At 61.5% G+C, this 13,476-nt stretch carries 12 protein-coding genes; 3 read left to right on the forward strand and 9 right to left on the reverse strand.

The features are described 5' to 3' along the window. Positions 1 to 10: 10 nt before the first annotated feature. From FEZ60_RS08095 to FEZ60_RS08120, 6 genes are all read right to left on the reverse strand, one after another. On the reverse strand, positions 11 to 853 hold the full coding sequence (locus FEZ60_RS08095) for an enoyl-CoA hydratase-related protein (RefSeq protein ID WP_172935856.1): 843 nt from the start codon (positions 851 to 853) through the stop codon (positions 11 to 13). 34 nt (positions 854 to 887) lie between these two features. Next, a complete protein-coding gene (locus FEZ60_RS08100; protein ID WP_172935857.1) occupies positions 888 to 2,405 on the reverse strand; it encodes an AMP-binding protein in 1,518 nt (505 codons plus the stop codon). Positions 2,406 to 2,534: 129 nt separating this feature from the next. Continuing rightward, positions 2,535 to 3,767: a cytochrome P450 gene (locus FEZ60_RS08105; RefSeq protein WP_172935858.1), complete on the reverse strand. Its 1,233-nt coding sequence runs from the start codon at positions 3,765 to 3,767 to the stop codon at positions 2,535 to 2,537. Between the two features lie 112 nt (positions 3,768 to 3,879). Continuing rightward, positions 3,880 to 4,755: an SDR family NAD(P)-dependent oxidoreductase gene (locus tag FEZ60_RS08110; protein WP_172935859.1), complete on the reverse strand. Its 876-nt coding sequence runs from the start codon at positions 4,753 to 4,755 to the stop codon at positions 3,880 to 3,882. Between the two features lie 209 nt (positions 4,756 to 4,964). After that, positions 4,965 to 6,377: an MFS transporter gene (locus tag FEZ60_RS08115; protein WP_172935860.1), complete on the reverse strand. Its 1,413-nt coding sequence runs from the start codon at positions 6,375 to 6,377 to the stop codon at positions 4,965 to 4,967. A gap of 59 nt (positions 6,378 to 6,436) precedes the next feature. Continuing rightward, positions 6,437 to 7,399 carry a PDR/VanB family oxidoreductase gene (locus tag FEZ60_RS08120; protein ID WP_172935861.1) on the reverse strand — a complete coding sequence of 321 codons (963 nt, stop codon included), beginning with the start codon at positions 7,397 to 7,399 and terminating at the stop codon, positions 6,437 to 6,439. A gap of 97 nt (positions 7,400 to 7,496) precedes the next feature. Here FEZ60_RS08120 and FEZ60_RS08125 point away from each other — a divergent pair, with 97 nt between their 5' ends. Genes FEZ60_RS08125 through FEZ60_RS08135 form a run of 3 tightly spaced genes read left to right on the forward strand, consistent with a single transcriptional unit; the run spans position 7,497 to position 9,848 of the window. Then, positions 7,497 to 8,276: an SDR family oxidoreductase gene (locus FEZ60_RS08125; protein ID WP_172935862.1), complete on the forward strand. Its 780-nt coding sequence runs from the start codon at positions 7,497 to 7,499 to the stop codon at positions 8,274 to 8,276. Positions 8,277 to 8,298: 22 nt separating this feature from the next. Continuing rightward, the gene (locus tag FEZ60_RS08130; RefSeq protein WP_172935863.1) at positions 8,299 to 9,171 is read left to right on the forward strand and encodes an alpha/beta hydrolase; all 873 of its coding nucleotides are present in this window, start codon (positions 8,299 to 8,301) and stop codon (positions 9,169 to 9,171) included. Between the two features lie 56 nt (positions 9,172 to 9,227). Beyond that, on the forward strand, positions 9,228 to 9,848 hold the full coding sequence (locus tag FEZ60_RS08135) for a TetR family transcriptional regulator (RefSeq protein WP_172935864.1): 621 nt from the start codon (positions 9,228 to 9,230) through the stop codon (positions 9,846 to 9,848). 78 nt (positions 9,849 to 9,926) lie between these two features. Here the strand turns inward: FEZ60_RS08135 and FEZ60_RS08140 are convergent, their stop codons facing one another. The 3 genes from FEZ60_RS08140 to FEZ60_RS08150 form a co-directional block, all read right to left on the reverse strand. Continuing rightward, positions 9,927 to 11,423 carry an aldehyde dehydrogenase gene (locus tag FEZ60_RS08140; RefSeq protein ID WP_172935865.1) on the reverse strand — a complete coding sequence of 499 codons (1,497 nt, stop codon included), beginning with the start codon at positions 11,421 to 11,423 and terminating at the stop codon, positions 9,927 to 9,929. A gap of 19 nt (positions 11,424 to 11,442) precedes the next feature. Next, positions 11,443 to 12,267 (reverse strand): mycofactocin-coupled SDR family oxidoreductase, encoded by an 825-nt coding sequence (locus tag FEZ60_RS08145; RefSeq protein ID WP_138871846.1) that lies wholly within the window; start codon positions 12,265 to 12,267, stop codon positions 11,443 to 11,445. A 235-nt stretch (positions 12,268 to 12,502) separates the two neighbouring features. Next, positions 12,503 to 13,471 (reverse strand): GNAT family N-acetyltransferase, encoded by a 969-nt coding sequence (locus FEZ60_RS08150; RefSeq protein ID WP_172935866.1) that lies wholly within the window; start codon positions 13,469 to 13,471, stop codon positions 12,503 to 12,505. Positions 13,472 to 13,476: the final 5 nt, after the last annotated feature.

Raw genomic sequence — 13,476 nt, forward strand, 5'->3', positions numbered from 1 at the left:
AGACGACTGCCTATTCGAAGAGGTTCGGCAGCCCACTCGACACAGCGTCCGGGAAGTCCGGCGTTCGCTTGGTGAGGAAAGCGTCAACCCCCTCCTTCACGTCGTCCGAGGTACCCCGCACATAGATGCCGATCGACTCCGCGCCGTGTGCCACTTCGGGACCCGACGCGCCCAGCATTCGCCACATCATTGCCCTGGTCAGCGCCACCGAGACCGGAGCGGTTCCCGACGTGAGTTGGCGCGCAACCTCGATGGCTCGCGGTAGTACCTGTTCGGCAGGAACCACCTCACGAACCAAGCCCCGTTCGAGTGCGTCCGCGACCGGAACCATCGCTCCGCCCAATGCCCACTCCAGTGCAGTGGAGATGCCGACTATTCGCGGCAGGAACCACGTCGAGCACGCCTCCGGAACCAGACCACGCCGGGTGAAGACAAACCCGAACTTGGCAGTGTCCGACGCGATCCGAATGTCTGCGGGCAGGGTCATGGTGACACCGACACCCGCCGACGGTCCGTTGATCGCCGCAATCACCGGTTTTGTCGACCGGTAGATGCGCAGAGCTACCTCCCCACCCGAATCCGCCGGCGCTCCGGACTCGTTCGGGTCCTTCTCCAGCACAAAGGTATCGCCGCCCGCAGCAAGATCCGCACCGGCGCAGAATGCGCGACCGGTACCGGTGATCACGATTGCCCGCACCGAATCATCGGCGTCGCACTCGTCGAAAATCTCGAGGATCCGATCCCGCATCTCGAGGGTGAACGCGTTGAGTCGATCAGGACGATTGAGTCGCACGATCGCAATCTCGCGATCCCGCTCGAGAACGACTACGGACTCACTACCGATACCAGTCACTGCATTTTCCAATCTTGATCATCCCAACGCGCAGTCAGCGCATCTTCTCGAATCGGTCCGCAACATCCGAGTATTCGGACCTGATGGCCGTCTTCGACAGTTTGCCGCTTGGTAAACGCGGCAGGGGCTCGTTTCGGATCACGATGTAGCGCGGCACTTTGTAGTCGGTCATCAAACGATCACAGTGCTCGATGATCGCAGCCTCGTCTACCGATCCGGTGACTGTGACGATCGCTGCCGGGGTTTCACCGAATCGCGGATCCGTTGCGGCAATAACCGCAACCTCCTCGATTCCGTCCATCTCGCCGATTACTCGCTCGATCTCGACCGGAGAAATATTGATCCCGCCGGTGATGATGAGATCTTTGAGGCGGTCGACAAACTTGACGCGTCCCTCGGAATCCCGCGTACCGAGGTCGCCGCTGTGCAGCCATCCGTCTCGCAAGGCAGCCGCGGTCGAGTCGGCATCATTCCAGTACCCCGGCGTGACACCTGGACCGCTCAGCAGGATCTCGCCCTCTTCACCTGGTTCGGCTTCGGTTCCATCAGGACGTACCACCTTCACAGACGTGAAGATGGACCCGTTTCCACAGGTGTCCGGATGATCAAAAGCTTCGGCGACGGGTGTCGCAGTGGCAACACCTCCCGCTTCGGTCATTCCGTAGATCTGACGGAGCGCAACACCCTTGGCAGCCCAACGCTCGAGCAACGCCGGCGCGACGGCAGCGCCGCCGACAATCGCAGTGCGCAACGACGACAGATCCGCTGTCTCGAACTCCGGTGCCCGCGAGATGGCGTCGAAGATCAGGGGAACACCGAATATTGCCTGAACGTCGTTTTCGCCCAGTAACTTTGCTGCCCGGCCGGGGTTGAAGTCCTTCTCGACGATGAGTGTGCCCCCGAGCACGGTTGTCATCAACAGACCCCACACAAGACCCGGAGTGAACACCAACGGAAGCACAAGCAGAGTTGTTGTCCCCGGACGCAGACCCTCTTCGGTCAGACTGGCCTCGAAAACGATACTCAGCAGTGTTCGATTGGTGCAGATGACGCCCTTCGACAAGCCAGTCGACCCGGACGTGAAGATCAGCGCGGTGGGGTCGTCCGGATCGATGTCGACTCGGAAGTCGTCCGCCGATCCCTCACGTAGAGAGATGAATTCGTCGAACCGCCGGACGTCGAAGCCACTGCCGAGTGCAACAGCCTCCGCGACGCCGCCGGCGTACTCCTCCGGCGTGATCACCAGAGTCGACCCGGAATCATCGACGATCTTCCGCAACTCGGCAGGCTTGAGCCGAGGATTGAGCGGTACCAGGACCGCACCCGCCTTGATCACACCGAGAGCCAGCACCGGCCACTCGAGTGAATTCGGACCGAGAAGTCCCACGCGGTCACCCGGCGAGATACCGGATTCGGAGAGTCGCCGAGCTACACGGCTCGACCAGTCCTGCAACTGTCGATAGGTCAGCACCTCGCCGTCGACGACAATCACATTCTGATCACCTCTGGTCCGCGCCCACCACTGCAGGGCAGAGCCAATCGTCGCTGCCATGTAATTCCTCAATCTCTCTGATTACTGTCTTGTTCAACTTATTTGGGAATATTCAGCCGGAATCAGGAATCGGAGCATCGCACAGCGAGGGGGCCCATGCCGCGCTTGGGACACGGCATGGGCTACGCATCACGCTTCCGGAGTGAACCTAATCGGCAGACGCGCACAACCACGCACCTGACCGGCATGAAGGATCGGCGGATCGGATTCGATCAATTCGTAGTCCGGGATTCGCCGGTGTAGTTCTTCGAGTGCCAACGACAACTCGATACGAGCCAGGTGCGAGCCTATACAACGATGCGCACCAGATCCAAATGACAAGTGCCGATTGGGATGTCGCTCCAGGTTCAGCTCTTCTGGATCCTCGAATTCGGTGTCGTCCCGATTTGCCGAGCACAACATCAGGATCAGTTGCTCACCCTTCTTGATCTGCACACCACCGAGTTCCACATCCCGGGTTGCGGCCCGCCCCGGTATCACCGCAGCTTCGATACGGAGGATTTCTTCGACCGCGCTCGGAATCAATGTCTCGTCGTCGACGAGGGCATCACGCTGGTCCGGATTGTTGAACAGGTGAATGATGCTCCACGCCAACGATCCCTGCACTGTATGCAGACCGGCGATGAGAAGAAGAAAGAACATCCGATTGAGCTCTTCATCGGTCAGCAGTCGCTTTCCGTCTTCGAGTTCGACCTCGGTGTGAATCAGCGTCGACGTGATGTCATCGCCGGGGTTGGCACGACGTTCGTCGACGATCTTCTGGAAGTACCCGATCATCTCGAGCCCGGCCGCAACGGTGGCCTGACTCGACTCCTCTTCGCTTGCACCAGGTTTTCCCATCAAGACGGTGTCGGTCATCTCGGTGAACATCGGTGCGTCGTCGGCAGGCCAGTCCATGAGAGTCAGGAACACGCGAGTGGGAAGCTCATGGGCGAACTCCGAAATGAACTCGGCTTCACCCTTCCCGGCAAATCCGTCGAGCAACTCGTTGATCACATCACGGATCTCATCGGTCAGCGCCTTCATCCGATTGGGACTGAACAGCGGTTGCAGTGCAACGCGATAGCCGGTGTGTTCCGGTGGATCGAGTTCGATCGGAATGAACTTACCCATGCCTCCCGGCCCGGTCACCAGGTTGTTCGGGTAACTGGAGAACGTCTCGGTGTCGCGAAGCACTTCGTGAATCTCTTTGTAACGCGTCACAATCCAGTGTCCGCCATGCGTTGGCGAGTAGACAACCGGGCCCTTACCCGCCAACTCCGCAACCCGCGCCTGGACCGTATCAACGGGTTGTGCGAGCGACTGGTCGTAGATATCGAAATCGACTACAAGGTTCGCGGGTATGTGTTCAGTGGTAGTCATGGAGCCACTCCTCGAAAAGTTGACGAAATCAAAGATGTTCGACGGTCAACACACGCTCGGGGCACACTATTGCGGCGGCGCGCAGTCCAACCGATCAGCTACAAGACGCACATCAGGCATCAGCGGTGAGCGTCGGCGTTCCTTGATCCTCGGGGAACCACATGCCGACGCGCGACAGTGTGCCACCATCGGTGGTCGGCAGAGTGACGCCGGAGATGTAAGCGGAGTCTTCGGAGACGAGGAAGAGCGCTGCATGCGCATTGTCGCGCAGTGACGGGGGGCGGTTGAGCTTGAGCGAAATCGGGGAGATACCCGAATCCCACGGTCCTGCAGTCTCTTCGTAGGACTGGCCGACGACGGGAGAGCCCGCGGGCATCAGGAAGTTGGGCGACATTCCGTGAGTGGGCGCAATGGCGTTGACGCGAATGCCGTACCGGCCCAAATCCAGGCTCAAGCCGCGCACGAGTCCGTTGACACCGGCCTTCGTGGCGGAGTACATCGCGATACCGTGGTAGGCCTGCAGCGACGCAGCCGATGAGGTTGCGAGGATGACGCCACCACCGTTGGCGCGCAGGGCCGGAACTGCCGCCTTTGCGGTGTAGAACACGCCACTGAGGTTTACGCCCAGCACTGCCTGCCAGTCGCCGTCGGTGAGATCCTGAAACTCGACTACCTCGCCGCCGGCAACGGACGGCACGCCGCCGCGAGAGATCACGCCCGCATTGGCAAATGCGATGTCGAGCTTGCCGAAGGCATCCACGGTTGCTGCAACGGCGTCAACAATTTCCTGCTCGACAGAAACGTCCGCAGTGATCGCAATCGCCTTGCCGCCCTGCTGTTCCACGAGATCTACAGTCCCGGCCGCACGCTCGGGATCGATGTCGACAACTGCGATCGACGCGCCCTCGGAGGCGAAGAGTTGCGCAGACTGCCGACCGAGGCCGGATCCGCCACCGGTGATGAGTGCGACTTTGCCGTCAAGCTTCATGTGAGTTCCTCTTTGTTCGAGTTGTGTGTGTGAGAGTCCGGGTACTACGGATTCACCCATTCGCAGGACTCGGATACGACTGGACCGAATGGTCGAATCAGGTTTATTTGCAATGAATTCGAGGTTGCAGTCACCGCAGATCCGCTCGAGTTGCGGGACAGCTGCACTGCCGTGTGACTGAGGTTACTCCGCACTTGATGAGACGTCAATCAAATTTTGTCATTTGATACACGACTCGCCCATATCGCCACGACACACGCCATTCCGGCCGCTACACCCCCGACGCAGAATGCAAGGACGTACGCCCGTTCGGAGGCAATCTGCGTACCCGCCAACGTGATCGACGCAAGTACGGCGGCAACAAACGCGCTCGCCACCGAACTGCCGAAGGTGCGAGCGATTGCATTGATCGCGTTCACCACCCCGGTATCCGACTCGGCAACCCGCTCCACCAGCAAAGCCGGCAGCGCCGCGTACGAGGCGCTGACAAAAATGTTGACAACGATCAAGGCGATGATCAGCTGCCACGCATGATCGTGCGCTAGAGCAAGCAGGGTGAATCCTGCGACGCCGATGACGCAGGAAACGATCAGAACCCGAGCGCCGCCGAACTTTCCGATCAGTTTTCCACTGAGTGAGGCTGCGATGACGCCGGCGATCGATCCCGGAAGCAGATACACAACACTTGCCTGTAGCACCGATGCGCCGAATCCGTACCCGGCGACAGCGGGATCCACTTGAACGAACTGCGCCGCTCCGAGGAATTGCACGTACATTGCCGCGCCGACGAGCAGTGCCGCGAGGTGTGTCGGGCCAACAGCGCGCCCGGTGAGCAGACCTGGCGGTACCAGAGGCAACACGACCCGCCGTTCGTGTAAATACCAGCCACACAACACAAGTACACCGCCGAGCGCGAGAGCAAGCGTCGGCGCTGAGCCCCAGCCCCACCGTCCTCCCTCTGCCAACGCCAACAAGAGCGCGGACAGCCCGATCGCGAGTGCAACCGTGCCCAGCGGGTCGAGCCCGCCAGGTAGCGGCGGCTGCGAACTAGCCGGAACGACAAACCATGCGAGCCCGAGCGCAATGGCACCGAGCACCAGTAGCAGCCAGAACACACGACGATAATCAGCATCACCCGTGTGCAACAGGCCGGCTGCCACCATGCCGACTCCACCTCCGACACCGAGGAGACCCGACATGAGCCCGATGGCGCCGGACATCCGGTCCGGGCTCAGCACACCCCGCAGGACTGCAACACCGATCGGGAACAGTGCAAATGACAGTCCTTGCAACGTTCGACCGATAACCAACGGGACTAGGCTCTTCCAGGCAAGACACAGCACCGATCCGGCGAGCACCAGGATCAGGATGGTCAACAGCACCCCGCGCGCACCTCGCCGATCGGCCAATCGACCCAGAACCGGCGTACACACAGCGGCTGCAAGGAGATTCGCGGTCAAAGCCCAGGCAACCGCAGATGGACCGACATCGAGTTGCTCAGCCATGGCAGGCAGAAGCGGAACCACCGATGTCTGCACAACGGCCGTCGTCATCACGATGAAACACAACGAAGGTACCAGCGCCCGGCTTACCCGGGGAGCGGTGGAAACAGTTGTCACCATAGACAACCAGGTGTCCCGGGAACTACGTCGATCAGCATCTTTCCCCTTCGAGTGGTGGCCTAGAGATCGATGACGAGTTTTGGTGTGCGACTGCGTGAAACGCAGATCATCATCGCGTCTCCGGCTTCCTGCTCTTCCTCGGTCAGGATCGAATCACGATGGTCGGGTTTTCCGCCCAGCACCGCAACTTCACACGTGCCGCACGTACCTTCTCGGCACGAGAAGTCGACGGTCACACCGCCTCGTTGCAGCGCGTCGATGATGGATTCATCCGCGCCGACGCCGATTGTGCGACCGCTGCGGGCAAGCTCGACGTCGAAAGCGTCGTCGACTGCGCCCTCCTCGAGCTGCTTCGGCGAAAAGCGCTCGATATGCAGATTCAAGTGCTCGCGTTCGCGGCATACAGCTTCGATAGCCTGCAACAATGGCTCGGGCCCACAGCAGTAGACCGCAGTGCCTGGTGCTGCCGCGTCCAATGCCGAGGCCAGATCGAGGATCCCGTACTCGTCCTGCGGACGCAAGGACACGTTCTCGCCGAACTCTTCTGCCAGTTCGTCGGCAAAGGCCATCGAACCACGGGTTCGTCCACCGTAGAGCAACCGCCAGTTCGCGCCGCGCGCCTGGGCAGCGCGGAGCATCGGCAGCAGCGGTGTTATACCGATTCCGCCCGCGACGAACACATACGATTCGGCTTCCACCAACGCGAAATGGTTTCGCGGTCCACCGATCTCGATGACGTCACCGGTCTCGAGTTTGTCGTGCACATGGATCGATCCACCACGCCCACTTCCCTCACGCAGCACAGCCACGGTCAAGGTCGAGGTGTCCGAGGGATCGCCGCACAGCGAATACTGCCGTGTCATCGAGGTATCCAGAACAAGGTCGATGTGTGATCCGGGCTCCCACATCGGGACACTTCCCCCAGCCGCGTCGGCCAGACGTAGAGCCACTACACCGTCGGCAAGCGGATCCTTGGCGATCACACGCATCGATTGCTGTCCGGGACTGCTGGTGGTGTTCATCGATACTCGTTCCACTGTCGGGATGCGCTTGCGTTTAAATCTTATGCAATTAGATTTAATCTAGGCAAGGCCCCCACCCGAAAGCAGGCAAACACGCATGAACCAACACACCCGGACGCCCATCCTGGATCTGTTCCGACTGACAGACTCCGTCGCAATAGTCACCGGCGCGGGCGGTGGTCTAGGTACTGGCTTCGCCCGCGCGCTGGCCGAAGCGGGCGCAGACGTCGTTCTGGCCGGACGCCGCAGGGAAGCTCTCGAACCGGTTGCACGAACTGTGACCGAACTCGGCCGACGCGCGCTGATCGTGCCGACCGACGTGACCGATCCACAGCAATGCGACACTCTGGCGGAACAAACGATCAGTGAGTTCGGCAAGCTCGACATCCTGGTAAACAATGCCGGCGTCACGCATTCCGCACCGGCCACGCGTGAGCGTCCGGAGGATTTTCGCGCCGTCTTCGACGTCAATCTCTTCGGTGCGTACTGGGCGGCCCAGGCGTGCGCCCGCGTCATGGAGCCCGGTTCGAGTATCGTCAACGTGTCGAGCGTCCTCGGCCTCGTCAAATCCGTTCTCCCCCAGGCCGCGTACGCCTCGAGTAAAGCCGCGATGATCGGGCTGACACGCGACCTGTCACATCAGTGGTCCAAGCGAAAAGGTATTCGCGTCAACGCCATTGCGCCGGGATTTGTCGAAACGGACATGATCGGCGAGATGCCTTCGGATACTCTCGAAGAATTCCTGACCGGATCCACGCTCGGCCGCACCGCGACGCAACGCGAAATCGATGCCGCGGTAATCTTCCTCGCCAGTCCCGCAGCAAGCTACATCACCGGATCGACGCTCGCTGTCGACGGCGGAACCTCCGGGCACTGAGACACGAAAGCTGTTGAACATCATGACGGTAGAAACGACACTGGTCAGAATGCAGGGCGACGGACTCACTCTGACAGCCGATTGCTGGACTCCCACTTCCGGCACATCGACCGGCACGGTGCTGCTGCTGCACGGCGGTGGCCAAACTCGGCATTCGTGGCAGCGCACGGGCCATCGGCTCGCCGCGAACGGTTGGCGAGCCTATGCCATCGATGCCCGCGGCCATGGCGACAGCGAGTGGAGTGCAGACGGCGACTACAGCCCACGGGCACACGCTCGGGACATCGCGTCCATGGTTCAGCACCTTGGTGAACCACCGGTACTCGTAGGCGCCTCGATGGGCGGAATGGCGGCACTGCTGGCCCAAGGCGCCGATCCGAACCTCGGACGCGGCCTCGTGCTCGTCGACATCACCCCGCGAGCAGAGGCATCGGGCATCGCCAAGATCACCTCTTTCATGGAGAGCGGCCTTGGTGGATTCGACAGCCTCGACGACGCCGTCGCAGCCGTTGTCACCTACAACCCGCATCGCCGACGCCCGCCCAACGCCGAGGGGCTGCGAAAGAACCTGCGCCGACGAGACGGGCGTTGGTACTGGCACTGGGACCCGAGGATGCTCTCCGACCGCGAGAACTCGCCCGAGCAGTCCGATGCTCGCGAGGCGCGCGCCCGCACGGCAGCGCGGGCGATTACCGTCCCCACCATGTTGATTCGAGGTGCACAGTCCGACGTGGTAAGCCACGAAGGGGCCCGTGACCTGCTCGAACTCATTCCGGGAGCCCGTCAGGTCGATGTCGGCGGGGCTGGTCACATGGTGAGCGGCGACGACAACGATCTCCTGAGCGAGGGCCTTCTCGAATTCCTGACCGTCATCCCGGAACAACCGAACCGCTAGGCTTCCCAGGTGCCGAGCAACGGCATCAGACCCGACCGCCCAGCCGAAAGCCGCACATGCCCAGACCGTCCAAGCCCCTCATCTCCCGCGCCTCTGCTGTCGCGGCCTCCATCGACATCATCGATACCGAGGGCCTCGACGCGTTCAGCTTGCCGCGTCTGGCCAAGCATCTCGGCGTGCGCGCTCCCTCGCTTTACCACCATTTCGAGGACAAGTCCGCGATCTTGTCAGCCGTTGCACGTCATATTGCCGGCGCCGGCACCATTCCGCGTCGCAAGCCCGGGCCGGACTGGCCGGAGTACTTCGTCACCCTGAGTCTCAATTTGCGGCGATCGATACTGCGGCACCGCAATGCCGCCCCCATTCTGCTGCAGTACCTACCGCGCGACCTTCTGATCGGACCATACGAGGAGACCGCCCACTTCCTCGAAGCGTCGGGTGTCCCGACGCGGTTGCATGTTCAGATTCTCGACGGCATGGAGCGAATTACGCTCGGTGCCGTACTCACGGAGGCGATGAGCAAACCCAGCACGCGCTCCTCGATCTTCCCGAACATCGATCCCGAGTCGCAGCCCATGCTGTCGAAAGCTATGGCGGCAAACGAGTTCACGCAGAAACAACTGTTCGAGGAAATGATCCGCAGTTTCCTGTACGGCGTCATGCGCAACGAAAACTGAACGGATACACAAACGCTCGGCCGGAACATTCCGGCCGAGCGTTTGTGTGTGATCACCCGGGAATCCGGGACGCAACTCCTACTGCGCGGTTGCCGGCATGTGTACGGCCTTGGTCTCGAAGAACTCCTCCAGCCCTTCAATCCCACCCTCGCGGCCGAGTCCGGACTGCTTGTACCCGCCGAACGGCAAGGTGAAGTCCATCGTCGAGGTGTTGACGCTGATCGTTCCGGTCCGGATGCGCTGCGCAACCTCGAAGCCGTGATCAAGATCCTCGGTGTAGACGGCTCCGGACAGACCGTAAACGGAGTTGTTCGCGATCGCGACAGCGTCGTCTTCGTCCTCGAATGTGATGATCGAGATGACCGGTCCGAAGACCTCTTCCTGAGCGATGCGCATGTCTGGCCGCACACCGTCGATGAGAGTCTGCTCGACAAAGAAACCGTGGTCGTAGCCGGCCGGGCGACCACCACCGAGCGCGATGGTTGCGCCCTCTTCCTTCGCGATCTCGATGTAGCTTTCGACGCGTTCACGCTGACGCTCCATGGCAAGCGGGCCGAGGAAGTTGCTGGGATCCCACGGATCGCCCATCGGCAGTGAGCCGTACGCGACCTTCAGCGCCTCGAGCACCTCGTCGTGGCGCTTACGCGAAACCAGGACGCGGGTGAGCGCGATGCAGGCCTGGCCGGACTGCAGGCACCCACCCATAGGCAGGCTCTGCAGAACGTGGTTGATGTCCGCGTCGTCGAGGATGATGGCAGCGGACTTGCCACCCAGTTCGAGAGACACGCGAGCGATGCGCTCGCCCGCCAGCGACATGATGCGTCGACCCGCTGCGGTACTGCCGGTAAAGGTGATGTGGTCGACGTCGGGGTTCGTGACAAGGGTTTCCGAAACCTCGCGGTCAGCGCACAACACGCTGACGACGCCCTCGGGAATGTGCCCTTCCTCGACAAGCTCACCGATGATGTCGGCAAACACCGACGGCGAGACCGGCGCCTCCGGAGCAGTTTTGAGCACGACGGAACAGCCCGCAGCAAGAGCCGGGGCAACCTTGAATGCGATGGTTCCGATCGGCCCGTTCCACGGGATGATCGCCGCGACAACGCCGGTGGGCTCCTTGAGGATGCGAGTGATGCCGCCGTCGGCGCGAGTTCGATCCTCACGGGTCTCGAAGTCACGAGCGAACGCCGCGGTCGCGCGAAACAGCCCGCCCGTCATTTCCTGCGTGGGGCGGCTCACCGAGATGGGAACGCCGACCTCGACAACGCCGATCGGGGTGAGCTCGTCGACTCGCTGCGCCAGACGGTCCGCGATCATGTCGAGCACGTCGGCACGCTGCGCCATCGTGCGCGATGCCCACTCTCCCTTGTCGAAGGACTCGCGTGCGGCTGCAACTGCCCGGGCGACGTCTTCGGTTGTGGCGCTGCGGATTCGCGCGACCTTCTGCTCGGAGAAGGAATCGACCAGGTCGATCCACTCGTCACCGGTCGAATCGACCCATCGTCCGCCGATGAATACCTGCTCGCGATCGGCGATCACCGGAGTAGGCGCTGCCGAGGTTTCTGTCGTGGTCATGGTTGAAAGGCTCCTTCACTCAACGGATGTTGTAGCCGGCGTCTACCGGGAACGTCACACCGGTGACGTATCGACCCTCGTCGGAGGCGAGGTAGAGGATGGCATTGCTGATGTCGACGGACTCCACGAGTTCGACAGGCATCGGGTTCTTGAACGATTCGTCCGCGGCGACATCCGGGTGGGTATTGATGAACTCCCCGTACTCCGCGTTTGCGACCATCGGAGTGTTGACGCCGGTCGGATGCACCGTATTGACGCGAATGCTGTGCGGAGCAAGCTGTTTCGCATACAACCGCATCAACCCGACAACGCCGTGCTTTGCCGCACTGTAGGCAGCCTGACCCGGCAAGGTGTTGAGGCCGATACTGGTCAGCCCGGCTGCCGAACTGGTGATGACGATAGAACCGCCCTCACCACGCGAAATAAGGTCGGGCACAGTTACTTCGAGCACGTGCCACACGCCGGTCAGCATCGTGTCGAGCGCGTCGTGCCAGGCTTGCCGCTGCTCGCCCGGCCCGATAACCGGCATGATTCCGGCGTTGGGAAGCACGATGTCGACCTTGCCGAACTGCTCGATGCCGGCGTCGTACGCGCGCTGGACGTCCTCGATCTTGCGAACGTCGCCGACGGACGTGACGATCGATCCGCCGGCTTCCTTGACCAGACGCTCGGTTTCAGCGAGGTCGTCCGTGGTCGCCATCGGATAGAACACCGTCGGGATCTGATCGCAGATGTCCATCGCAATGATCGACGCGCCCTCCTCCGCCAGACGAATTGCATGTGAGCGGCCTTGCCCACGCGCCGCACCGGTAATGAATGCGACCTTGCCTTCTACGCGGCCCATGATGTGTCCTCTCTCTGATCGGCCAACCCGCGAGCGCCCAGACATGCCTGATTTACATGGGGCAGAACAACATACGGGTCTGATCACCGATACGTACGGCTACTGTCGAATAATTCGTTTACACGCGGTTGGATTTCACTCTCTCCACAAGATGCTGTGAAGCGTGTCACAGAAGACTACCGACGCCGAAGGCAATCGTCAACAAATGACATAAATCGTCATTCGTCTCGCTGTTTCACGATTCGACACCCTCCTTCCATACGCCGACTTGGAAGCACGCATGCGCATCCTCCTGCTCGTACGACAGCAGCCTGAGCATGCGCACCGCACCCTCGTCTTCGGGATCTATTCGGATCAGCGAAGTTTGGGCTCCAACCGCCTCGAGTTCCTCGAGCGCACGAGTGAGCAGCGCGGTCCCCAGACCGCTGCCCCGCGATTGCGGAGTAAGCACCAGCGCCCGCACCCAGGCAGCGCGAAGTTCGAGATGTTCATGCAACTCGGGGTCGAACCACACAAATCCAACCGGTTGACCGCCCTGATCCGACGCGATCAACACCGACCCGGTTCCCGACGCGATCCCGTCCGAAACCTCGGCCGCTTGACGCGTCGGCAACCCTGCCACACCAACAATCTCAGTGACTGCGACCATGTCGCTCGCCTCGTTGACGGCATACCCCGCCGGCACCGATGCCGGTGCGAGATCCACCGCGAATGGGCCGGTCAGATTTCGGGAGAGCGTCCACAACCGTCGTACGGCCTCGATACCGAACCGTCCGGTCAAGCGCTCGGAAGCGGGATGGCTGCCATATGCCCACGCTCGCAATGCCGTGGCCCCGGTACCCACCCACCCCCCAGGTTGGGTGACGTCGATTCCGAGTTCTTCGACAAGCATCGTGGTGACACCACGTGAGCGGTAGTCCGGATGGACGACGTACGCCACCGATCCCTGACCACTGTCGTCGATCGACAAATGCAGGTAGGCAACAACAAGCATCGGTGCATCGTCACGGGCACTCAGGTCCCGGCGAGCCTTGATCGGCAGATGCCAGACCACCACACCCGCCCGCGAAACAGCCTCGACGTCAGCGGCCGGTATTGCCGTGAAACCCGCCTCGTGATCGTAGTCGGCGGCCGTGCGCACGAGCTCCAGAACCTCGGCCCGATCGTCGTCGACGAGCTGTTCGCACCATCGGTAGGAAATCATCGTCC

Source organism: Rhodococcus sp. MS16 (genome assembly GCF_013277795.1).
In the GTDB taxonomy this organism is placed as follows: Bacteria; Actinomycetota; Actinomycetes; order Mycobacteriales; family Mycobacteriaceae; genus Rhodococcus_F; species Rhodococcus_F globerula.